Origin of the sequence: Bacillus tequilensis (assembly GCF_012225885.1) — a bacterium.
Taxonomy (GTDB): Bacteria; Bacillota; Bacilli; order Bacillales; family Bacillaceae; genus Bacillus; species Bacillus tequilensis.
This window is the reverse complement of record NZ_CP048852.1, coordinates 3,606,076-3,628,570: the sequence shown is the minus strand read 5'-3', so window position 1 is coordinate 3,628,570 and position 22,495 is coordinate 3,606,076. Positions and strand designations below refer to the sequence as shown.

Annotated in this window: 28 protein-coding genes; 26 read left to right on the top strand and 2 right to left on the bottom strand. The window is 44.9% G+C overall.

The window, feature by feature from the left end; genetic code table 11:
* Positions 1 to 16 precede the first annotated feature (16 nt).
* The gene (locus tag G4P54_RS19115) at positions 17 to 379 is read right to left on the bottom strand and encodes a UPF0715 family protein (protein ID WP_024713814.1); all 363 of its coding nucleotides are present in this window, start codon (positions 377 to 379) and stop codon (positions 17 to 19) included.
* Positions 380 to 519: 140 nt separating this feature from the next.
* Here G4P54_RS19115 and spoIIR point away from each other — a divergent pair, with 140 nt between their 5' ends.
* The 18 genes from spoIIR to G4P54_RS19025 all read left to right on the top strand — a co-directional run bounded on the left by spoIIR (position 520) and on the right by G4P54_RS19025 (position 14,800).
* Entirely contained in the window at positions 520 to 1,194 is a 675-nt protein-coding gene (gene spoIIR / locus G4P54_RS19110; RefSeq protein ID WP_024713813.1) for a stage II sporulation protein R, read from the top strand.
* A 66-nt stretch (positions 1,195 to 1,260) separates the two neighbouring features.
* Positions 1,261 to 1,704 (top strand): GNAT family N-acetyltransferase, encoded by a 444-nt coding sequence (locus tag G4P54_RS19105; protein WP_167873541.1) that lies wholly within the window; start codon positions 1,261 to 1,263, stop codon positions 1,702 to 1,704.
* 155 nt (positions 1,705 to 1,859) lie between these two features.
* Positions 1,860 to 2,900 carry an L-threonylcarbamoyladenylate synthase gene (locus G4P54_RS19100; protein ID WP_167873540.1) on the top strand — a complete coding sequence of 347 codons (1,041 nt, stop codon included), beginning with the start codon at positions 1,860 to 1,862 and terminating at the stop codon, positions 2,898 to 2,900.
* 78 nt (positions 2,901 to 2,978) lie between these two features.
* Positions 2,979 to 3,536 (top strand): manganese efflux pump MntP, encoded by a 558-nt coding sequence (locus tag G4P54_RS19095; RefSeq protein ID WP_167873539.1) that lies wholly within the window; start codon positions 2,979 to 2,981, stop codon positions 3,534 to 3,536.
* Positions 3,537 to 3,611: 75 nt separating this feature from the next.
* Complete coding sequence (locus G4P54_RS19090) at positions 3,612 to 4,064, top strand: low molecular weight protein arginine phosphatase (RefSeq protein ID WP_167873538.1); 453 nt, start codon at positions 3,612 to 3,614, stop codon at positions 4,062 to 4,064.
* A 161-nt stretch (positions 4,065 to 4,225) separates the two neighbouring features.
* Entirely contained in the window at positions 4,226 to 4,675 is a 450-nt protein-coding gene (gene rpiB, locus G4P54_RS19085; protein WP_003221910.1) for a ribose 5-phosphate isomerase B, read from the top strand.
* A gap of 12 nt (positions 4,676 to 4,687) precedes the next feature.
* Positions 4,688 to 5,230 (top strand): TIGR01440 family protein, encoded by a 543-nt coding sequence (locus G4P54_RS19080; RefSeq protein ID WP_167873537.1) that lies wholly within the window; start codon positions 4,688 to 4,690, stop codon positions 5,228 to 5,230.
* 206 nt (positions 5,231 to 5,436) lie between these two features.
* Positions 5,437 to 6,684: a serine hydroxymethyltransferase gene (gene glyA / locus G4P54_RS19075; protein WP_167873536.1), complete on the top strand. Its 1,248-nt coding sequence runs from the start codon at positions 5,437 to 5,439 to the stop codon at positions 6,682 to 6,684.
* A 133-nt stretch (positions 6,685 to 6,817) separates the two neighbouring features.
* Positions 6,818 to 7,447, top strand: a complete 630-nt coding sequence (upp, locus tag G4P54_RS19070) for a uracil phosphoribosyltransferase (RefSeq protein ID WP_024713806.1) — start codon at positions 6,818 to 6,820, stop codon at positions 7,445 to 7,447.
* 420 nt (positions 7,448 to 7,867) lie between these two features.
* Positions 7,868 to 8,251, top strand: a complete 384-nt coding sequence (gene atpI, locus G4P54_RS19065; RefSeq protein WP_024713805.1) for an ATP synthase subunit I — start codon at positions 7,868 to 7,870, stop codon at positions 8,249 to 8,251.
* Positions 8,252 to 8,258: 7 nt separating this feature from the next.
* Positions 8,259 to 8,993, top strand: coding sequence for a F0F1 ATP synthase subunit A (gene atpB, locus G4P54_RS19060; protein ID WP_024713804.1), 735 nt, complete (start codon positions 8,259 to 8,261; stop codon positions 8,991 to 8,993).
* Positions 8,994 to 9,038: 45 nt separating this feature from the next.
* Positions 9,039 to 9,251, top strand: coding sequence for a F0F1 ATP synthase subunit C (gene atpE, locus G4P54_RS19055; RefSeq protein ID WP_003151167.1), 213 nt, complete (start codon positions 9,039 to 9,041; stop codon positions 9,249 to 9,251).
* Positions 9,252 to 9,413: 162 nt separating this feature from the next.
* Complete coding sequence (gene atpF / locus G4P54_RS19050) at positions 9,414 to 9,926, top strand: F0F1 ATP synthase subunit B (RefSeq protein ID WP_024713803.1); 513 nt, start codon at positions 9,414 to 9,416, stop codon at positions 9,924 to 9,926.
* Positions 9,923 to 10,468 carry a F0F1 ATP synthase subunit delta gene (locus tag G4P54_RS19045; RefSeq protein ID WP_024713802.1) on the top strand — a complete coding sequence of 182 codons (546 nt, stop codon included), beginning with the start codon at positions 9,923 to 9,925 and terminating at the stop codon, positions 10,466 to 10,468. The genes atpF and G4P54_RS19045 overlap by 4 nt, the downstream gene beginning before the upstream one ends.
* 16 nt (positions 10,469 to 10,484) lie before the next feature.
* The gene (atpA, locus tag G4P54_RS19040) at positions 10,485 to 11,993 is read left to right on the top strand and encodes a F0F1 ATP synthase subunit alpha (RefSeq protein ID WP_024713801.1); all 1,509 of its coding nucleotides are present in this window, start codon (positions 10,485 to 10,487) and stop codon (positions 11,991 to 11,993) included.
* Between the two features lie 76 nt (positions 11,994 to 12,069).
* Positions 12,070 to 12,933 carry an ATP synthase F1 subunit gamma gene (gene atpG / locus G4P54_RS19035; protein WP_024713800.1) on the top strand — a complete coding sequence of 288 codons (864 nt, stop codon included), beginning with the start codon at positions 12,070 to 12,072 and terminating at the stop codon, positions 12,931 to 12,933.
* Positions 12,934 to 12,959: 26 nt separating this feature from the next.
* Positions 12,960 to 14,378, top strand: coding sequence for a F0F1 ATP synthase subunit beta (atpD, locus tag G4P54_RS19030; protein ID WP_024713799.1), 1,419 nt, complete (start codon positions 12,960 to 12,962; stop codon positions 14,376 to 14,378).
* Positions 14,379 to 14,401: 23 nt separating this feature from the next.
* On the top strand, positions 14,402 to 14,800 hold the full coding sequence (locus G4P54_RS19025) for a F0F1 ATP synthase subunit epsilon (protein ID WP_024713798.1): 399 nt from the start codon (positions 14,402 to 14,404) through the stop codon (positions 14,798 to 14,800).
* 33 nt (positions 14,801 to 14,833) lie between these two features.
* Here the strand turns inward: G4P54_RS19025 and G4P54_RS19020 are convergent, their stop codons facing one another.
* Entirely contained in the window at positions 14,834 to 15,307 is a 474-nt protein-coding gene (locus tag G4P54_RS19020; protein ID WP_167873535.1) for a hypothetical protein, read from the bottom strand.
* A gap of 169 nt (positions 15,308 to 15,476) precedes the next feature.
* On the opposite strand from G4P54_RS19020, the gene G4P54_RS19015 reads away from it, so the two are divergent.
* The 8 genes from G4P54_RS19015 to fdhD all read left to right on the top strand — a co-directional run bounded on the left by G4P54_RS19015 (position 15,477) and on the right by fdhD (position 22,483).
* On the top strand, positions 15,477 to 15,707 hold the full coding sequence (locus G4P54_RS19015) for a DUF1146 family protein (RefSeq protein WP_024713796.1): 231 nt from the start codon (positions 15,477 to 15,479) through the stop codon (positions 15,705 to 15,707).
* A gap of 124 nt (positions 15,708 to 15,831) precedes the next feature.
* Positions 15,832 to 16,572, top strand: coding sequence for a YwmB family TATA-box binding protein (locus tag G4P54_RS19010; RefSeq protein WP_167873534.1), 741 nt, complete (start codon positions 15,832 to 15,834; stop codon positions 16,570 to 16,572).
* Between the two features lie 33 nt (positions 16,573 to 16,605).
* Entirely contained in the window at positions 16,606 to 17,916 is a 1,311-nt protein-coding gene (murA, locus tag G4P54_RS19005) for a UDP-N-acetylglucosamine 1-carboxyvinyltransferase (protein WP_003221875.1), read from the top strand.
* Between the two features lie 195 nt (positions 17,917 to 18,111).
* Positions 18,112 to 19,143 carry a stage II sporulation protein D gene (gene spoIID / locus G4P54_RS19000; protein ID WP_167873533.1) on the top strand — a complete coding sequence of 344 codons (1,032 nt, stop codon included), beginning with the start codon at positions 18,112 to 18,114 and terminating at the stop codon, positions 19,141 to 19,143.
* Between the two features lie 376 nt (positions 19,144 to 19,519).
* Positions 19,520 to 20,203, top strand: a complete 684-nt coding sequence (locus G4P54_RS18995; protein ID WP_024713793.1) for a vWA domain-containing protein — start codon at positions 19,520 to 19,522, stop codon at positions 20,201 to 20,203.
* A gap of 320 nt (positions 20,204 to 20,523) precedes the next feature.
* The gene (locus G4P54_RS18990) at positions 20,524 to 21,198 is read left to right on the top strand and encodes a vWA domain-containing protein (protein WP_167873532.1); all 675 of its coding nucleotides are present in this window, start codon (positions 20,524 to 20,526) and stop codon (positions 21,196 to 21,198) included.
* 96 nt (positions 21,199 to 21,294) lie between these two features.
* Entirely contained in the window at positions 21,295 to 21,456 is a 162-nt protein-coding gene (locus G4P54_RS18985; protein ID WP_032681785.1) for a hypothetical protein, read from the top strand.
* A 238-nt stretch (positions 21,457 to 21,694) separates the two neighbouring features.
* A complete protein-coding gene (gene fdhD, locus G4P54_RS18980; protein WP_167873531.1) occupies positions 21,695 to 22,483 on the top strand; it encodes a formate dehydrogenase accessory sulfurtransferase FdhD in 789 nt (262 codons plus the stop codon).
* Positions 22,484 to 22,495 lie beyond the last annotated feature (12 nt).

The following is a 22,495-nucleotide window of genomic DNA, read 5'->3' as shown; positions in this document are numbered from 1 at the left end:
TAAAAAAGGAAGCCCCTTAGGCTTCCTTTTTTTGCAATAAAACAGAATCCCATATCCAATAGACAAGCGCCGTTAATACAGCGAAAAGATAGAAAGCTGTATTTTGAAACAGAGCTTGTCCTGAAGGCTGAAGCACGCCGAAAATGACCGCGTTGGCTATAAAAGCCGCAGCAAGGTAATACAGCAGGTACAAAGGGCTGAACCGTTTCGGTTTTTTATTCATCATGAATTGAAGCGGCAGCGCGAATATCAAATAAGGAAACAGAAAATAAAATGCCATCGTGATGAGAGCGGCAATGATAAATGAATGAATATAAATAATTGAATAAAAAACCGACATCGTGAAGGCTGATAACAGCACTGTATAATTATATTTCATCTTAAACCTCCTAAAACACTATCGTACCATAAATAAGATTAACAGCTTGCTAGATTTTTTTCACCCCGTACGTTTACCGCCGGCTCTCCTTGTCCATAATAGGGCTAGAAACAAAGCACGGAGAGGAACGGTGGGGACCGATGAAAAAAACAGTAATCATTTGTATATATATCTTTCTTTTATTATCCGGAGCGCTTGTAGGGCTGGCTAAAGAAGAGACGGCACAGCAATCGGAGAATCAGCCGGTGGTCATACCGGATCAGGCGATTCGTTTGAGAATATTGGCAAACAGTGATAGTGACCAGGATCAGCAATTAAAACGTCATATCAGAGACGCTGTGAATAAAGAAATCACAACTTGGGTAAAGGATATTACTTCTATAGAAGAAGCTCGTCGTGTGATTCGCTCAAAGCTGTCTGAAATCAAAGAAATTGCTAAGGAAACGATGAAGGAAGAAGGAGCCAGCCAATCGATATCCGTTGATTTTGACAAAATCTCATTTCCGACAAAGCTTTACGGCAACATGGTTTATCCAGCCGGCGAGTATGAAGCGATTCTGATTACGCTTGGAAACGGCGAAGGGGCCAACTGGTGGTGTGTGCTGTTCCCGCCGCTCTGCTTTCTCGATTTTTCCAACGGGGAAGCCGTCAAAGAACAAGAAGATAAAGAAGCTTCAAAAAAGCAAACAGAAAAAGTGCTTGAGGATGTAACCGCTAAAGCAGAAAAAGCCAAAAACGAAGAGAAAGAAGAAAAGGAAGACGGCACAGAAGTGAAATTCTTCTTAGTCGAATGGATTTCCGACCTTTTTTCCTAATCATCTGGTCTAAAAATAGATTTGCCTCATAGATTTGAAGAAAGAATGCAAAAACGGGGTGAACGGATGTTTTATCAACTGCGGGTGGCAAGGGAAAAGGACAGAGGCGTGCTTGAGGAATTTTTAAAACAGGCGAAAACCAATCATGAAGGCGTGAAGGAAGACTTTGCCCAATTTCTTATGCTGGAGGACGGCGAGAAAAACATTGCCGGATGTCTCGGAATTGAAAAAATAGGCTGTGATCAAGGACTGCTGCGATCACTCGTGATATCGGACAAGCTTCACCAAGGCCACATTGTGACGCTCTTTCAAAGCATGGAACTGCTGTGCGAAAAGCACCAGATCAAAACGGTATATTTAATAGCGAATCAGCATTCCTCGGCTGATTTCCTGAAGGCTATGGGATTTGAACCAGCTGAAAGCATACCGGAAGAGCTGTTTACCTCTCATCACTTCCGTGAATCGCGGCAAACGGAAGGGGCCGTCTTGATGAAAAAAGCATCTGGATAAGTGGGGTTATACACATACTTATCCACTTCTTCATTAGCGTTGTCCACAATTTGTGGATAACGCTTGTTTTATTACAGGACATCTTTTATACTTTCAAAAGGATTACACGCGTAAAACAGACGTTTTATTGTTGTGAATAAGGAGTTTGGTCAAAAATGAAAACGAAAAGATGGTTTGTGGATGTCATTGGCGAGTTATCCACAAATGATCCACAAATTGCACAAGCAGCTGCTTTGCTCCGGGAAAATGAGGTCGTTGCGTTCCCGACAGAAACGGTATACGGACTCGGTGCAAACGCGAAAAACACAGATGCCGTCAAAAAGATATACGAGGCAAAAGGCCGTCCGAGCGATAATCCCTTGATTGTCCACATTGCGGATATCAGCCAGCTTGACGGTTTAACGGGTCCGGCGCCTGAACAGGCGAAAACATTGATGAAACGGTTTTGGCCGGGAGCTCTTACGCTCATTCTGCCTTGCAAGCCTGGTGCGCTCTCACCTCGTGTAACGGCAGGACTTGAAACGGTTGCCGTTAGAATGCCGGATCATCCGCTTGCCCTTGCGTTGATTCGTGAGTCGGGGTTGCCGATTGCCGCACCGAGCGCCAATCTATCAGGCAAGCCAAGTCCCACAAAAGCGGAACATGTCGCTCACGATCTGGACGGCCGCATAGCCGGTATTATGGACGGAGGCCCGACCGGGATCGGGGTTGAATCAACCGTGCTTTCATGTGCCGGCGACATTCCTGTTCTCCTGCGTCCGGGCGGCATTACGAAAGAACAAATTGAAGCGGAGATCGGGCCGATCCTTGTGGATAAAGGGCTCAGCGATCAAAATGAGAAGCCGATTTCTCCGGGCATGAAATATACACATTATGCGCCGACAGCGCCGCTTGCCATTTGCGAAGACGGCCCGGAGCGCATTCAGCACCTCATTCAGGAATATCAACAAGGCGGCAGACGGGTCGGTGTTCTGACGACAGAAGAAAACGCGAGTGTGTATTCCGCTGATTATGTGAAGAGCTGCGGCAGACGGACTCAGCTTGAGACGGTTGCGGCAGGACTGTATGATGCCTTGCGCAGCTTTGATGAGAAGAAGGTGGATGTTATTATCTCGGAATCCTTTCCGGACACAGGTGTCGGTCTCGCCATTATGAACAGACTGATGAAAGCCGCCGGAGGAAGAGTGATCCGCTGAATACAGTCAGATGTTCTAACCCTTTTTGGACACGCATAGGCTAAAAAAGCGGGGCGTGTCCAAGGGGGTTATTTATGTATGTCGGATTTGTTTTTAGGCGAACTGATGACATTAAGCATCATGGCGTTTGCTTTAGGGATGGATGCTTTTTCTGTCGGTCTTGGAATGGGCATGGTCAAACTCAGAAAGAAGCAAATATTCAATATTGGTTTCATCATCGGCCTCTTTCACGTCATCATGCCGCTTGCAGGGATGGCAGCCGGTAACATGCTGTCAGGTCTCCTCGGCGTGTTAGCGGTTTATATCGGGGGTTCGCTGCTTCTTGTTCTTGGAGTTCAAATGCTTATGGCTTCTTTCAAACAGTCAGAAGATCGACTCATGTCGCCGGCAGGGCCGGGCTTATTGCTGTTTGCCGTCGGCGTCAGCCTTGACAGTTTTTCCGTCGGTTTGAGCTTGGGGATCTACGGATCGCATCCGCTCCTCACCATTACCCTGTTCGGGCTGTTCAGCATGATGCTGACGTGGCTGGGCCTGCTGATCGGAAAACAAGTGCAGTCGTGGCTTGGCACATACAGCGAAGCGCTCGGGGGCATCATATTAATCGCATTCGGCCTCAAGCTGCTTTTGCCAATTTAATATACCAATAAAAGAAACGAAGTCGCCGTTTCTTTTTTCTTCATATATAATAGAGAAAAATAAGGGGTGACTGACATGAATATTATTTTTGTCTGTACTGGAAATACGTGTCGCAGCCCAATGGCTGAGGCGCTTTTTAAATCAATTGCGGAAACGGAAGGGCTGAAAGTCAGTGTCCGTTCGGCGGGCGTGTTTGCTTCGCCTAATGGAAGAGCGACGCCTCAAGCTGTCGAAGCGCTGTTTGAAAAACACATTGCCTTGAATCATGCGTCTTCTCCGCTAACTGAAGAGCATATGGAGTCGGCTGATTTGGTTCTGACTATGACTCATCAGCATAAGCAGCTTATTGCCAGCCAATTTGCACGTTATCGTGATAAAGTGTTTACGCTGAAAGAATACGTCACAGGCAGCCATGGGGACGTCATCGATCCGTTCGGCGGCTCAATTGACATTTATAAACAAACAAGAGATGAGCTTGAAGAGCTTCTTCGGCAGCTGGCAAAACAGCTGAAAAAAGACGGCATGTAAGTTGTCAGAAAATCTGCAAACAGGCCATTTGCAAATCCTCCGTGAAGGAGTAGAATATAGTGAAAAGCACATCACATGGTGTGAATGAAAGAGCGGACAGACTGCGCGGTCAACATAGAACATAGCGGGCGCCGCATCACACACGCTGGGAGGAAAAGCTGATGAAAGTAGCCATAGCATCGGATCATGGCGGCGTTCACATTCGAAATGAAATCAAAGAGTTAATGGACGAATTGCAAATTGAATATATTGATATGGGCTGTGACTGCGGCAGCGGATCTGTAGATTATCCGGACTATGCTTTTCCGGTGGCCGAAAAAGTGGTAAGCGGCGAAGTTGACAGAGGCATTTTAATTTGCGGGACAGGCATCGGCATGAGCATTTCCGCTAATAAAGTCAAAGGCATCCGCTGTGCGCTGGCGCACGATACATTCAGCGCCAAAGCGACGAGAGAGCATAATGACACAAATATCCTCGCGATGGGTGAACGGGTGATCGGCCCCGGCTTGGCTCGTGAAATTGCAAAAATCTGGCTGACCACTGAGTTTACCGGGGGAAGACATCAAACGCGTATTGGAAAAATCTCAGATTATGAAGAGAAAAACCTATAGGGGTGCAGTTCAATGGATGAGATCAAACAAACGTGGAGTACGATGCTGTCTGAATTTCAGGAGCAAGCGGGATTGAAACAAGATCAGCTCTTCGTCCTTGGATGCAGCACAAGCGAAGTGGCCGGCAGCCGGATCGGCACATCGGGCAGTGTAGACATCGCTGAAAGCATCTACAGCGGACTTGCTGATCTTCGGGAAAAAACGGGAATCCATCTCGCGTTTCAATGCTGCGAGCATTTGAACAGAGCGCTTGTCATAGAGGAAGAAACGGCTAAGCTGTTTATGCTTTCAACTGTTTCTGCCGTACCCGTTCCAAAAGCGGGCGGGGCGATGGCCTCTTATGCATTTAAGCAGATGAAGTCTCCCGTTCTTGTCGAAACCATTCAGGCTGATGCTGGAATAGATATAGGCGATACGTTTATCGGCATGCATCTGAAGCCGGTGGCTGTCCCTGTGCGCGTCTCTCAAAACAGTCTTGGAGCAGCGCATGTGACATTAGCGCGTACGCGGCCGAAACTGATCGGCGGAGTACGGGCGGTTTATGGGTGTGAATGAAAGGACTGCATGGCCAGTCTTTTCTTTTATTTTAAAGCGGCGGAATAAATTCCGAACTTTACTTTAAATTTAAGTCATCAATATTCGTTTTTACCAATAAAAATTTTGATTTTTTTAAAATAATCTTTTACATCGGTCTTAAAAACCATGTACAATAGTGGTGGTAAAAACAAAGAACAGGATACGGATAGGAGAGGATCTCGCTGATGAAACATTTACCTGCGCAAGACGAACAAGTGTTTAACGCCATTAAAAATGAGCGTGAACGCCAACAGACAAAGATCGAGTTGATTGCTTCTGAGAACTTTGTAAGTGAAGCGGTGATGGAAGCACAAGGATCTGTTTTGACAAATAAATACGCTGAAGGATATCCGGGCAAACGTTACTATGGCGGATGTGAGTACGTCGATGTCGTTGAAGATATCGCTCGTGACCGCGCGAAGGAAATCTTTGGAGCGGAATATGTAAACGTTCAGCCGCATTCAGGCGCGCAAGCAAACATGGCAGTGTACTTCACGATTTTGGAACAAGGCGATACTGTACTTGGGATGAACCTCTCCCACGGCGGTCATTTAACACACGGAAGCCCAGTCAACTTCAGCGGTGTTCAATATAACTTTGTTGAGTACGGTGTAGATAAAGAAACTCAATATATTGATTACGATGACGTGCGTGAAAAAGCCCTCGCTCATAAGCCGAAGCTTATCGTAGCAGGAGCAAGTGCGTATCCTCGTGAAATCGACTTTAAGAAATTCCGTGAAATTGCTGATGAAGTCGGCGCTTACTTCATGGTGGATATGGCGCATATCGCAGGACTTGTTGCGGCAGGCCTTCATCCAAACCCTGTTCCTTACGCTGATTTCGTAACAACAACAACACATAAAACACTTCGCGGACCTCGCGGCGGTATGATCCTTTGCCGTGAAGAGTTCGGCAAGAAAATTGATAAATCCATCTTCCCAGGCATTCAAGGCGGCCCGCTAATGCACGTTATTGCCGCAAAAGCAGTTTCATTTGGTGAAGTATTGCAGGACGATTTCAAAACATATGCGCAAAACGTCATTTCCAATGCAAAACGCCTGGCTGAAGCATTAACGAAAGAGGGCATCCAGCTCGTTTCTGGCGGAACTGACAACCACCTTATCCTTGTTGACCTGCGTTCTCTCGGATTGACAGGTAAGGTTGCTGAGCACGTGCTTGATGAAATCGGTATTACGTCTAACAAAAACGCGATTCCATACGATCCGGAAAAACCTTTCGTAACAAGCGGCATCCGTCTTGGTACAGCTGCTGTGACAAGCCGCGGTTTTGACGGAGACGCATTGGACGAAGTCGGAGCCATCATTGCGCTTGCGTTGAAAAACCACGAAGATGAAGGAAAACTTGAGGAAGCAAGACAGCGTGTAGCTGCTCTTACTGATAAGTTTCCTTTATATAAAGAATTAGACTACTAAAATCCAAAAACCCGCTCGGCTTATGGCCGGCGGGTTTTTTGACGATGTTCTTGAAACTCCATGTCTTTTTTTGTAGAATCAATAGAAGTGTGTATTTGTTGATGGGACAATAAAAAAGGAGCTGAAACACTGTATGGGAAAGGTTTATGTATTTGATCATCCTTTAATTCAGCACAAGCTGACATATATACGGAATGAAAATACAGGTACGAAGGATTTTAGAGAGCTTGTAGACGAAGTTGCAACACTCATGGCATTTGAAATCACCCGCGATCTTCCCCTGGAAGAGGTGGATATCAAAACACCGGTTCAGGCTGCGAAATCGAAAGTCATCTCAGGGAAAAAACTTGGAGTCGTTCCTATTCTCAGAGCTGGATTGGGAATGGTTGACGGCATCTTAAAGCTGATCCCTGCGGCAAAAGTGGGACATGTCGGTCTGTATCGTGATCCTGAAACCTTAAAACCCGTGGAATACTATGTCAAGCTTCCGTCCGACGTAGAAGAGCGTGAATTCATCGTGGTTGACCCGATGCTGGCCACAGGCGGTTCCGCAGTTGAAGCCATTCACAGCCTCAAAAAACGCGGTGCGAAACATATTCGTTTCATGTGTCTTGTAGCGGCTCCTGAGGGTGTTGAAGAATTGCAGAAGCATCATTCTGACGTGGATATTTACATTGCGGCACTTGATGAAAAACTAAACGAAAAAGGTTATATTGTTCCGGGGCTTGGAGATGCGGGAGACCGTATGTTTGGAACAAAATAAAAAAAGAAAACCCCTTAAAAGGGTTTTCTTTTTTATCCAGTTATTTGATATTCGGCCAGTTTGTATACAATTATAGGTGAAAATGTGAACATTCTGTGGAGGCGTACAGTATAAAAAGTTTTTTAACTTTAAACAGATTGACACTTGTTGGGGGCTATTGTATGCTAAACGAGGGTATTATGAGAAGGTTTTCATAGCTTTCAATATAGTCCTCATCCTCAATGTGAATCCTCTCAGAAAACCCGTATTATGAGGATTTATTTAAGCGAATGAAACAGCATCCCTGCAAGGCTTGCGGATGAATGATTTTTTCGAACAGGCCCGTTTTGCCGGTCAAAAAAGGTCTTCTACTAGGGTTAACCGCTGATTTTTGCCGTATCCAAGATAGACATTATTTTTTCATCAGGAGACAGATAATTGATGGACGATCCCAAGCTTACATTTAGCAGACAACGCAAATATTTATTGTTCATTTTGGCAGTGTATGTACTGGGTTATGGTTTAACAGCGTATAAACCCGTTTTTTTAGGCCTTATTCTGGGAACTGTTTTCAGTTTGTTTAATTTTTTGCTGCTCGTCAGGAGGATGAACGCTTTTGACAGAGCTGTTGAGAAAGGCAAGTCCATACGATCTCTTGGGAGCGCAGCGCGGTGGTGCAATGCGATTCTTGCTGCGGCTATCGCCTATAAAAATCCAGAGCATTTTCATATGGCAAGTACAGTTATTGGATTAATGACAATATATCCTGTCATTATGATAGATTCCTTTATCCAGCTTAAACGCTCATCAATGGAAGAGAGGTGAAAACCCTTTGAATCATGAATACAAAACTATTGAATTTCTAGGTCTTACTTTTAATCTGACAAACATTCTGATGATTACTGTGGCGAGTGTGATTGTTTTATTGATTGCTATATTGACGACAAGAACGCTTTCGATCCGTCCCGGAAAAGCCCAGAATTTTATGGAATGGGTTGTTGATTTCGTCCGTAATATTATCGGCAGTACAATGGATTTAAAAACAGGGGCTAACTTCTTGGCACTTGGTGTCACATTGCTGATGTACATATTTGTGTCGAATATGCTGGGGCTGCCGTTTTCTATTACAATCGGACATGAGCTCTGGTGGAAATCTCCGACAGCCGATCCTGCCATTACATTAACGCTAGCCGTGATGGTTGTTGCTTTAACCCATTACTATGGCGTGAAGATGAAAGGGCTCAAGGAATATTCAAAAGACTATTTAAGACCTGTTCCCTTCATGCTCCCGATGAAAATCATCGAAGAGTTTGCGAATACGCTGACTCTCGGTTTGCGGCTTTATGGTAACATTTTCGCCGGCGAGATTCTTCTCGGCCTGCTTGCGGGTCTGGCGACAAACCATTATTCGCATAGCTTCGCTCTCGGTCTTGTCGGTACAATCGGCGCCATTCTGCCGATGCTGGCATGGCAAGCGTTCAGTTTATTTATAGGTGCCATCCAAGCGTTTATCTTTACAATGCTGACGATGGTGTACATGTCTCATAAAATAAGTCATGATCATTAAAACATTATATCCAAACGGATAACATCTTAAAGGAGGAACTTTTTCATGAATTTAATAGCAGCTGCGATTGCAATTGGTTTAGGCGCACTTGGTGCAGGTATTGGTAACGGTTTGATTGTTTCACGTACGGTAGAGGGGATTGCCCGTCAGCCGGAAGCAGGTAAGGAACTTAGAACTCTTATGTTCATGGGTATCGCATTAGTTGAAGCCCTTCCTATTATCGCTGTCGTTATCGCATTCTTAGCGTTCTTTGGCTAAGCATAAAAGCCTTATATGAACTAAAAATGGCGAAGATCATTCCAAGAGAACCTTCGCCATTGCTTTATGTCTGATAAGCAACCCGCCTTGCCGGCTGAAAAGAGACAAGTGCGGCTGCTGGATCAGCAAAGAAAAACCTGCAGAAGGGAGTTGCCGTAGTAGATGTCTCAATTACCACTTGAACTAGGATTGTCGTTTAACGGCGGAGATATCCTGTTCCAACTGTTAGCTATGTTAATCTTATTAGCGCTTCTAAAGAGATACGCTTTAGGGCCGCTATTAAACATAATGAAACAGCGTGAAGACCACATCGCTGGAGAAATTACGTCTGCTGAAGAAAAAAATAAAGAAGCGCAGCAGCTGATTGAAGAGCAGCGCGTTCTTTTAAAAGAAGCAAGACAGGAATCCCAAACTCTTATCGAAAACGCAAAGAAACTGGGAGAGAAGCAAAAAGAAGAGATTGTTCAGGCTGCGCGTGCAGAATCTGAACGTCTGAAAGAAGCAGCTAGAACTGAAATCGTGAAGGAAAAAGAACAGGCGGTTTCTGCTCTCCGTGAGCAAGTAGCGTCTCTTTCTGTCATGATTGCGTCGAAAGTGATCGAAAAAGAACTGGATGAACAAGCTCAAGAGAAATTGATCCAGGACTATCTTAAAGAGGTAGGAGAGAGCCGATGAGTGGATCAGCTGTCTCGAAACGATATGCGTTAGCTCTTTTTGATATCGCCAATGAGTCCGCTCAGCTGAATCAAGTAGAAGAAGAGCTAACTGTTGTAAAACAAGTATTTCAAAATGAAAAAGCGCTTAATGATGTGTTAAACCATCCGAAGGTGCCGGCTGCGAAGAAAAAAGAGCTGATTCAGAATACATTTGGCTCTTTGTCACAGTCTGTACTCAATACGATTTTTCTTTTGATTGACCGCCATCGTGCCGCGATTGTACCTGAGCTCACAGATGAGTTCATCAAACTCGCAAATGAGGCTCGTCAAATAGAAGACGCGACCGTATATTCAGTGAAACCGCTGACGGAAGCGGAAATTTTATCATTATCACAAGTGTTTGCAACAAAAGCCGGAGTCGCTTCACTGAGAATCAGAAATGAAGTGCAGACGGATTTAATAGGCGGCATTAAAGTCCGCATTGGAAACCGGATTTTTGACGGCAGCGTAAGCGGAAAGCTTCAGCGCATTGAACGTCAGCTAGCCGGGGAAAATCGATAGAAGGGGTGAAACCTAAGTGAGCATCAAAGCTGAAGAGATTAGCACGCTGATAAAACAGCAAATACAAAATTATCAATCTGATATTGAAGTTCAAGACGTAGGTACAGTCATCCAAGTCGGTGACGGTATTGCTCGTGTACACGGCCTTGACAACTGTATGGCCGGTGAACTTGTCGAATTTTCAAACGGTGTTTTGGGTATGGCTCAAAACCTTGAAGAATCAAACGTAGGTATCGTCATCTTAGGACCTTTCAGTGAGATCCGCGAGGGAGACGAAGTAAAAAGAACAGGCCGCATCATGGAGGTTCCTGTCGGCGAAGAATTAATCGGCCGTATTGTGAACCCATTGGGACAGCCGGTAGACGGACTTGGCCCGATCCTCACAAGCAAAACACGTCCGATCGAAAGCCCTGCACCAGGCGTTATGGACCGTAAATCCGTTCATGAACCGCTTCAAACGGGTATTAAAGCGATCGATGCACTGATTCCAATCGGCCGCGGCCAGCGTGAGCTGATCATCGGTGACCGTCAAACAGGTAAAACTTCTGTTGCGATCGATTCGATCTTGAACCAAAAAGACCAAGACATGATCTGCGTATACGTTGCGATCGGTCAAAAAGAATCAACAGTCCGCGGCGTAGTAGAAACATTGCGTAAGCACGGCGCGCTTGACTATACAATCGTTGTAACGGCGTCTGCGTCACAGCCGGCACCGCTTCTGTACCTGGCTCCGTATGCTGGGGTTACAATGGCAGAAGAATTTATGTACAACGGCAAGCACGTTCTTGTTGTATACGATGATCTTTCTAAACAAGCGGCTGCTTATCGTGAGCTGTCCTTGCTTCTTCGCCGTCCGCCGGGCCGTGAAGCGTTCCCTGGGGATGTATTCTATCTTCATTCCCGTCTGCTTGAGCGTGCAGCAAAGCTTAGCGACGCGAAAGGCGCAGGATCAATTACAGCTCTGCCGTTCGTAGAAACACAAGCCGGAGATATCTCTGCTTATATTCCGACGAACGTTATTTCCATCACCGACGGACAGATCTTCCTGCAATCTGATTTGTTCTTCTCAGGCGTACGTCCAGCGATCAACGCCGGATTGTCTGTATCCCGTGTCGGCGGTTCAGCGCAAATCAAAGCGATGAAAAAAGTATCAGGAACTTTGCGTCTTGACCTTGCGTCATACCGTGAGCTGGAAGCATTCGCTCAATTCGGATCTGACCTCGACCAAGCGACTCAGGCGAAACTGAACCGCGGTGCGCGTACAGTTGAAGTGCTGAAGCAGGATCTGAACAAGCCGCTTCCGGTTGAAAAGCAAGTAGCCATTCTTTATGCGCTGACAAAAGGACATCTTGATGATATTCCTGTAGCGGATATCAGACGTTTTGAAGAAGAGTACTACATGTACCTTGACCAAAACCATAAAGACCTGCTTGACGGAATTGCGAAAACAGGAAACCTTCCTGCTGATGAAGACTTCAATGCTGCAATCGAAGGCTTCAAACGCACATTTGCACCAAGCAACTAACTCGAATGCTGATGAGAGAAAAAGGTTCTCTTTTTCTCTCTTTTTACGCAGATGAAGAGAAAAGGTGGTGAAATCTTTGGCCTCATTACGCGATATTAAGTCAAGGATCACGTCAACGAAAAAAACGAGCCAGATTACAAAAGCCATGCAGATGGTATCTGCGGCTAAGCTGAATCGTGCAGAAAATAATGCAAAATCATTTGTGCCATATATGGATAAGATTCAAGAGGTTGTGTCTAACGTCGGGAGAGTTTCCGGCAACGTGAAGCATCCGATGCTTCTCAGCAGAGAAGTGAAAAAGACGGCATATCTTGTCATTACGTCTGACCGCGGGCTTGCCGGCGCTTTTAACAGTTCGGTTTTACGAAATGCTTATCAGGCCATGCAAGAACGTCATCAATCGAAGGATGAGTATGCGGTGATCGTCATCGGAAGAGTGGGCCGTGATTTCTTTAAAAAACGTGAGATTCCGATCATTTCCGAGTTAACAGGACTTGGAGATGAAGTAACGTTTACAGAAATCAAGGATCTTGCCCGTCAAACGATTCAAATGTTTATAGACGGTGCGTTTGACGAATTGCACCTTGTTTATAACCATTTTGTCAGCGCCATTTCTCAAGAAGTGACGGAGAAAAAGCTTCTGCCGTTATCTGATTTAGGAAGCGGCGCAGGAAAGAGAACGGCATCTTACGAATTTGAACCGTCTGAAGAGGAGGTTCTGGAGGTTTTGCTTCCTCAATATGCAGAAAGCTTAATCTTCGGCGCGCTTCTTGACAGTAAAGCAAGTGAGCACGCTGCAAGAATGACGGCGATGAAAAACGCGACAGACAACGCGAAGGAACTTATCGATTCACTTTCGCTTTCTTATAACCGCGCTCGCCAAGCAGCCATCACACAAGAAATTACGGAAATTGTCGGCGGAGCAGCCGCTTTAGAATAGAAAGATTTTTGTCAGGAGGGATAGCGATGAAGAAAGGACGCGTTAGCCAGGTATTAGGACCAGTCGTCGACGTGCGTTTTGAAGACGGTCATTTGCCTGAAATTTATAATGCGATTAAAATTTCACAGCCAGCTAGTGAAAACGAAGTAGGTATTGAATTAACGCTTGAGGTCGCTCTTCATTTGGGTGATGATACAGTCCGTACAATCGCAATGGCATCTACGGATGGCGTTCAGCGCGGAATGGAAGCTGTTGATACAGGAGCGCCAATTTCTGTACCGGTTGGTAATGTAACACTCGGCCGTGTATTTAACGTACTTGGAGAAAATATTGATTTGAATGAGCCGCTTCCTGCGGATGCGAAAAAGGATCCGATTCACAGACAGGCGCCTTCATTTGATCAGCTGTCAACAGAAGTTGAAATTCTTGAAACAGGTATTAAAGTTGTTGACTTGCTTGCTCCGTACATCAAGGGCGGTAAGATCGGATTGTTCGGCGGTGCCGGTGTAGGTAAAACCGTATTAATCCAGGAATTAATCAACAACATCGCGCAAGAGCACGGCGGTATCTCTGTATTCGCCGGTGTAGGGGAGCGTACTCGTGAAGGGAACGACCTTTTCTACGAAATGAGTGACTCTGGCGTAATCAACAAAACAGCCATGGTATTCGGACAAATGAACGAGCCGCCGGGCGCACGTATGCGTGTTGCTTTGACAGGCCTTACAATGGCTGAGCACTTCCGTGATGAACAAGGACAGGATGTATTGTTCTTCATCGATAACATTTTCCGTTTCACGCAAGCGGGTTCAGAGGTTTCTGCCCTTCTTGGCCGTATGCCTTCAGCGGTTGGTTATCAGCCGACGCTTGCAACTGAAATGGGTCAGCTTCAAGAGCGTATCACATCTACAAACGTTGGATCAGTTACATCTATCCAGGCGATCTACGTGCCTGCCGATGACTACACTGACCCGGCGCCGGCAACAACGTTCGCTCACTTGGATGCGACTACAAACCTTGAGCGTAAATTAACTGAGATGGGTATTTACCCAGCGGTTGATCCGTTGGCATCTACATCACGCGCTCTCGCTCCTGAAATTGTGGGAGAAGAGCATTATGCAGTTGCCCGTGAAGTACAGTCAACGCTTCAGCGTTACAAAGAGCTTCAAGATATCATTGCGATTCTCGGTATGGATGAATTGAGTGATGAAGACAAACTTGTCGTTCAACGTGCACGCCGCATTCAGTTCTTCCTTTCTCAAAACTTCCACGTGGCTGAACAGTTCACTGGACAAAAAGGTTCTTACGTGCCTGTAAAAGAAACGGTTCAAGGTTTCAAAGAGATCTTAGCCGGCAAATACGACCATCTTCCTGAAGATGCGTTCCGTCTTGTAGGCCGTATTGAAGAAGTTATTGAGAAAGCAAAAGAAATGGGTGTAGAAGTTTAATCTGGTCCTAGGAGGGTAAAAGCATGAAGACCGTTAAAGTCAATATCGTTACTCCCGACGGCCCAGTATACGATGCGGATATTGAAATGGTGAGTGTGAGAGCCGAAAGCGGCGATCTCGGTATTTTGCCAGGTCATATTCCAACCGTGGCTCCTCTTAAAATCGGCGCTGTCCGTCTCAAAAAAGACGGACAGACTGAATTGGTTGCTGTCAGCGGCGGATTTGTAGAAGTCCGTCCTGATCATGTTACCATCCTTGCCCAGACTGCTGAGACAGCAGAAGGCATCGATAAAGAGCGCGCAGAAGCTGCACGTCAGCGGGCGCAGGAGCGTTTGAATTCTCAATCAGATGATACTGACATTCGTCGGGCTGAGCTTGCGTTACAGCGGGCTTTGAACAGATTGGATGTAGCAGGGAAATAAGAAAAAATCCTTCTCTTTACGAGAAGGATTTTTTTATGAACGCACAAGAGAGTCAAACAGAGACAGCAGCGGCTGCTCCTCTTTTTGGCGCAAGTATAAACCGTCGCAGGTATTCATTGTGTGCCATGATTTGCGGTGTCTTCTGAAGCCCATTGTATATGCGCCGTCTGTATACGGATAAGGTTTTACAACCCATTCAGCATCTTCATGGTGGGCAATCACGCAATCTATAAGATAAACACTGATCATTTTCTCGAATTCTTCAATAGGAAGATTCCAATCAGCTAGTAAAAGCTCTTGTATACTTTGAAAATAAAGGTTTTCAAGCTCTTCAAGGCTTTCTCTCGTATAGGTAAGAGAAATGTTATAAAACTGACACAATTCATTCAGTTCTTCAATCTGTGACTGTCTATAATCATAATAGAATGCAATAGCTTCCCATTCCTGTTCAAAAATTGGCAGGTCCTCACCGTATTGCTTTTCAGGCTGAAAAAAAGAATGATCCATATTTGCCAGCTCCTTTCCAGTAAAGTATACCATGTAAAAGAATCGTACTTTAAGCGGGGATTAGCCCTAGATTTAGATGATTATTCCATTCTGTATAAAATGTATCATCTTTATCTGTGCTTCTTATATAATAAGAAAGGGTATGAACGCGGAGAAAGGAGTGTAATAGATGAGTGTATTGGGACAGCAGGCTGCAATCGGCATTGTCGTTCACCTGATTTTTATAGCAGTGACTTGGTGGGCGCTTCAAGCCGTCAATATAGATCCGTTAATCAAAAAAGGCAAAGTCATTCAGGCGAGACTCCTGATGATTTTACTGACAATCGCCATTGGAACGACCGCTGCGAATTTCTTTTTAGATTACCTCAATTATTCACAGCAGCTTCCCTATCTATTTTAATAGGTTTTAACTCCCATAATCACGGGAATGGTTGGGGAAGCGAATAGCTCGAGTTTTGACGAAGATTTTTACGTATGGCGCCTCTTGCCCCCGGCAAAACTGGGGATAAGGGGGAGAGATGAATATGAAGAAAAAACAAGTAAGTCACGCCATTATCATATCCGTCATGTTAAGCTTCGTCATTGCGGTTTTCCATACAATCCATGCGAGTGAGTTAACGCCGTTAGCCCAAATGGCAGAGGGGATGGAGCGCCAAGATGTGTCAATAGATAAGTGGACATTGCATGCAAAACAAAACATGTCGCTGACCAAGAAAGAATTTTATCAAAAAGTGCAACGTTTAAAACTAGAGTATCGTCAATATCATTGGGTAATTGCACAGGAAGATAAAATCGTAAAGGCAATCGGCACATATACTGACAAAAAAAATCACACTTCTTTTAGACTGCAACTTGTCACAACCCTCAAAAAACATAACCCAACTTCGTATTTATTATATGAGCAAATGAGTCTTGAGACACCGGATAGCTGGAATGATACATATGAACAGTTTGAACGGGACACACTCGGGATATTCCAAGAAAAAGTAGTTATTTTTACTTGTCTAAATGGTCATGTAGATGATAATATGAATATTGTTTTGCAAAAAAAAGCAAATCAGTTATTAAACGAATTTCAAGCAAGATCTGTAGAACATGTAGTTGAGCCAAGTTTCGTTTCTATTTCTGCGTTTACAGATGAGTGGGAAGAGTCCATCATGACCTCGAAACACAGAATGAATTTGCAAATTGCACTTAGAAGTGCAGGAATGGGCGGAAAACATACCGTTACGGTTGGCACACCAATCGTTACGACTGAATATTAATATAGAGAATTTAGGGACGCGGAGGGGAATACCTTGGAAAAAATCATCGTCCGCGGCGGTCAAAAGTTAAACGGCACAGTCAAAGTTGAAGGCGCTAAAAATGCCGTTTTACCTGTTATCGCTGCATCTTTGTTAGCAAGTGAAGAAAAAAGCGTAATTTGTGATGTACCTACGCTCTCCGATGTATATACAATTAATGAAGTGTTGCGTCATTTAGGAGCAGATGTGCATTTTGAAAATAATGAAGTGACTGTGAATGCTTCATACGCTTTGCAAACTGAAGCACCTTTTGAATATGTACGTAAAATGCGTGCGTCCGTGCTTGTCATGGGGCCGCTTCTTGCGCGTACAGGTCATGCAAGAGTTGCGCTTCCGGGCGGATGCGCAATTGGTTCCAGACCGATCGATCAACATCTAAAAGGTTTTGAAGCGATGGGCGCAGAAATCAAAGTCGGCAACGGCTTCATCGAAGCTGAAGTAAAAGGCCGTCTGCAAGGCGCAAAAATCTATCTGGACTTCCCAAGTGTAGGAGCTACAGAGAACCTGATTATGGCAGCCGCTCTAGCTGAAGGAACAACAACGCTGGAGAACGTGGCGAAAGAACCTGAAATCGTTGATTTAGCAAACTATATCAACGGCATGGGCGGAAAAATCCGCGGAGCGGGTACCGGCACCATCAAAATCGAAGGAGTCGAAAAGCTTCACGGTGTAAAACATCATATTATTCCAGACCGTATTGAAGCGGGCACATTTATGGTTGCCGCTGCAATCACTGAAGGAAACGTACTAGTTAAAGGAGCGGTTCCTGAACACCTCACCTCTTTAATTGCTAAAATGGAAGAGATGGGTGTAACGATTAAGGATGAAGGTGAAGGCCTGCGTGTCATCGGTCCGAAAGAACTCAAACCGATCGACATTAAAACAATGCCTCACCCGGGCTTCCCGACTGATATGCAGTCACAAATGATGGCGCTTCTGCTTCGTGCAAGCGGCACAAGCATGATTACAGAAACTGTTTTTGAAAACCGTTTTATGCATGCGGAAGAATTCCGCCGGATGAATGGTGATATCAAGATTGAAGGACGTTCTGTCATCATTAACGGCCCTGTACAACTTCAGGGAGCAGAAGTTGCAGCGACGGACTTGCGTGCGGGTGCAGCGCTGATTCTTGCGGGGTTAGTGGCTGAAGGTCATACACGTGTTACTGAACTGAAGCACTTAGACCGCGGTTACGTTGATTTCCATAAGAAGCTTGCGGCTATCGGCGCAGACATCGAACGTGTAAATGATGAGTCTGCTTCTGAGCAAGAGAACAAAGAAGTCGTTTCTGACTTAAACGCATAAACTTACTTGAAAATCAGTATGTCACTCTGGCATACTGGTTTTTTATTTTTCGTGTATTATCATCATTATGCGCAAAATAGCAAAAAAGAATACGTAAATAACAAATTAAGTTTCTGTCCAAAACGAGAGTCATATTAGCTTGTCTCTGCCCATAGATTAGACTAGAGTCGAATTCCGAGCAGGAGGCAGCTGAATATGAAACAATTCGTAATCACACTATCTGTACTATGTGCATTAATTCTTTTGATTCCCACACTTTTGGTCATCCCGTTCCAGCATAACAAAGAAGCGGGCATCAGTGCAGAATCAGGAAAGACAGCAGTCAGGACGAAACCAGCATCAAAAGGAGCGGAAACCTTGAAGGCATCACCTGTTTCTATTCCCGTCTATCGAACCGCGAATCAATCCGTAGAAAACATTCCGCTTGAAGAGTATGTGATTGGGGTCGTCGCCTCCGAAATGCCGGCCACCTTTGAATCTGAAGCGCTGAAATCCCAGGCTCTCGCCGCCAGAACGTTTATTGTCAGGCTGATGGTCTCAAATTCAGCGGTAGCGGCTCCTAAAGGCTCGCTGGTAGATGATACACAGATGTTCCAAGTGTATAAAAGCAAAGCGGAGCTGAAAAAGCAGTGGGGCGCGCGGTATGAAGCGAAGCTGAAAAAAATCACTGATGCGGTCGCCAGCACGCAAGGCAAAATCTTAACGTACAACAACAAGCCGATTGAAGCCTCTTTTTTCTCCACAAGCAACGGCTACACTGAAAATGCAGAAGCCTATTGGACAAGTGCCATCCCTTATCTAAAAAGCGTCAAAAGCGCCTGGGATAAAAAGTCGCCGAAATACTTGGCAACGAAAACCTTTACAGCGGCGGAATTTGAGCAAAAGCTTGGCGTCAATCTGGATGGATCCTCCGGCGTCGGGAAAATTACCGGAGAGACACCGGGCCGCCAGGTCGCAACGGCCGTTATTAACGGCAAGACGCTGAAAGGAAGAGACATACGCGAAAAGCTGGGCCTCAATTCAGCAGATTTTGAATGGAAGCGAAACGGAGACACGATCACCGTCACGACAAAAGGATTTGGACACGGTGTCGGGATGAGCCAATATGGGGCGAATTTTATGGCGAAAGAAGGCAAAACAGTTGATCAAATTGTGAAGTACTATTACAAAGGCACACAAATTTCTGACGCAGACTCGTTTTTGAATAAATATATGGCGAAAAAGTAATCAAGGACGCTCAATGGAGCGTCTTTTTCTGTTTTGAATATCTTTGGTCTAAGAACAGTTGAAAACGCCCAGATAGGCTCCTGGCAGTCTTTATGATACAAAGGGAATAGATCCCTTTTTCCTGTGGTAAAGTAATCCACATTTATCAACAGACTTCGGCAGACTCATATAACGAAAGCCGAAAGGCCGGCAATCTTCTTTTTTTATAGCGGGGTTAGGTGGAAATCACTAATAAAAACAAAGGTTTCTATGCAAAAGTAAACAACGGCAATGAGGAAGCCCGCCCTATTTATTTCTCTGTTTTTGTCGATTACGATAAGTTATGTTCAGCGTTGAACATCTGTACGCAGAAACCAAATTGTAAAGGGGTACGAACATGAAGAAACGATTTTCACTGATCATGATGACAGGCTTGCTATTTGGATTAACTTCACCTGCTTTTGCGGCTGAAAAGAAAGAAACAGAGTCTGAAGCTCCGGCAAACGTGGCAGTCTTGCTTGATGCCAGCGGAAGTATGGCGAAAAGAATAGACGGTGTCTCCAAATTTAATTCCGCTAAAAAAGAAATTTCTAAGTTTGCAAGCTCACTGCCGGAAGGAACTCAGGTGAAAATGAGTGTGTTTGGTTCAGAAGGAAACAATAAAAACTCCGGAAAAGTTCAGTCCTGTGAAGCTATCCGCAACGTATACGGCTTCCAAAGTTTTAACGAGCAAAGCTTCCTCAATTCTCTCAATACAATTGGGCCGACTGGCTGGACGCCAATTGCCAAAGCACTGAATGAGGCGAAGTCTTCTTTTGACCAGCTTGATGCAAAAGGAGAAAAAGTGGTGTATCTGCTGACAGACGGTGAGGAAACGTGCGGAGGAAATCCGATTAAAACAGCAAAAGAACTGCAAAAAGATAATATTACTGTGAATGTGATCGGTTTTGATTATAAAGAGGGATACAAAGGCCAGCTGAACGCGATTGCGAAAGTAGGCGGCGGTGAATACTTCCCGGCTTATACTCAAAAAGATGTTGAGAAAATTTTCACGCAGCAATCCCTGATGCTATCTAAATAAGAAAAAGAGGCTGCCAGCGGTCAGCCTCTTTTTTGTATGTAACAAAAACTTCAAAACCAATTAGCTGTCTGCCTGTCGCATAGTAGCAGATTTCCGCTTCCCTGTCATAATCAAGGCGAAAAAAGAATGAATGGCACACAATCTGTGTACGCTTTCTGGGCGGAAAAGTCTAAAAATCATCGGTATTTCAATCGATTTTGGACAGAGGGTGAAAGCGCACAAAAGGCAGCTTGCCCTATATCTTTTTGTCTTTTCATATTCTAGCATAGAGAAGAATCCAACGTATTGTTGGAAAATTTGATAAAGAAAGGAAGTAAGGTATGAAAAAATGTCTGGCTGTATGTATCATTGGATTGCTGACTGTCTCTTTTGCGTCCCCGTCTTTTGCTGCTGGGAAACAGGCTGATACAAATGTAGCTGTTTTGTTTGACGGAAGCGGTAGCATGGTTCAAAAAACAGGGGGAGAGCGCAAAATAGACATAGCCAAAAAATCAGTAAAGTCTTTTGCCGAGCTGCTTCCGAAGGATACAAATCTCATGCTTCGCGTTTTCGGGCATGCTGGAAACAATAAACTGTCCGGAAAGGCTCTTTCGTGCAGCACAACGGAAACCATTTACGCCCTTCATCCATATGAAGGATCGCTGTTTGACAATTCATTGAGTGATATCAAGCCGACCGGCTGGACACCGATTGCCAAAGCACTTGCAGATACAAGAAAAGAATTTGAAGCATTTGACGCAAACGGTAAAAACGTGGTGTATTTAATCACTGACGGTGAAGAAACGTGCGGCGGAGACCCTGCGGCGGAAATTGAAAAGCTCCGTGAATCGAATGTGGAGACCATTGTAAACATCATTGGCTTCAACTTTGATGTCAAAGGGAATGAAGAGATGAAACAAGCGGCTGTTGCTGGAGGCGGAGAATATATTTCAGTAAACAGCGCAGATGAGTTTGAACAGGCTTGGGAAAAAGAAGCACAAAAATTTGCCGAGTAAAGAATCTAAACGCTTTAGGCGCTCCCCAGGCGCCTTTTTTCATTGGTTTAAAATCAGCTTGGGCGGGAATGATACCCTTAAAAAGGGGTTGGATATATGAAATTATTAGGATTGATTTTTCTTATTGCCGCCGTGGCATTCATATTGCTCGGTGTTTTTCTAAAGCTGGCAGCCTTCTTTTTTGTCAGCATGCTCACTTTGATCGCAGCTATTGTCCTGTTTGTGATCCTGAAAAAAAATCAGCATAATCAAACATAGAGCCCTTTATACAGAGGGCTCTCAGCGTGTCGGCAATCCTCGCGCTCGCTGACAATGCATCTGTTATAAAAGGAAGGATTGCGGCTAAATGCTTAGGCGTTGTCCTGCCTAAACACCGCCGCTATCATGTCCTGTGAAAGCCCTTTAATAGAGGGGCTTTTTTATGTCTCAGAATTCGACAAAATCTGAGGAGTGTGAAAAAATATAAAGGTAGGAACATTGCGGAGGGGAAGAGACGTTGAACGATAAAGTAACTGCGGTCAGGGATGTATGGCGCTATGAAAAAGGGGAAGTCAGCAAAATAGAAGACCGGATGGTGACGGAATACCCTTTGACAGTGATACTGAACGGGAGTGAATTTGTGACGCTTGTTTGTACGCCTGAGCATATCAAAGAGCTTGTCATCGGATTTCTCGCATCAGAGGGTGTTATACGATTTCAAAAAGAGATTAAAAGGTTTACAATAGATGAAAGTCTCGGTTTTGTTTATGTCGATCTCGTTCATCCTGAGACATTGGATCAAAAGGATTATACGAAACGGGTGATCGGTTCATGCTGCGGAAAGGGCCGTCATTTTTATTTTCAGCAGGATGTCAAAACCGCTAAAACGGCTGTCAGCCACATCAATATATCGCCTGAAGCGTGTATGTCGCTTATGAAAGAGATGCAACATAGGAGCGAGACGTTTCAGGATACGGGAGGCGTCCATAATGCGGCGCTTTGCGATACAGAGAAACTGCTGTTAATGCGAACAGATATCGGCCGGCACAACGCGCTTGATAAATTATACGGACACTGCCTTCTGAACGGAATGTCCGTCCGTGACAAACTGATTGTGTTCAGCGGCAGAATTTCATCAGAGGTCCTGTTAAAAGCGGCAAAAATCGGCGTGTCGATTGTGATTTCCAAATCGGCCCCGACGGAGCTTGCGATTCAAATGGCGGAAGAATTAAATATCACAGCGATCGGGTTTGTCCGAAACGAATCATTTAATGTATATACACACCCTGAGAGAATCGGGGGATAGGAAGGGGCTGTA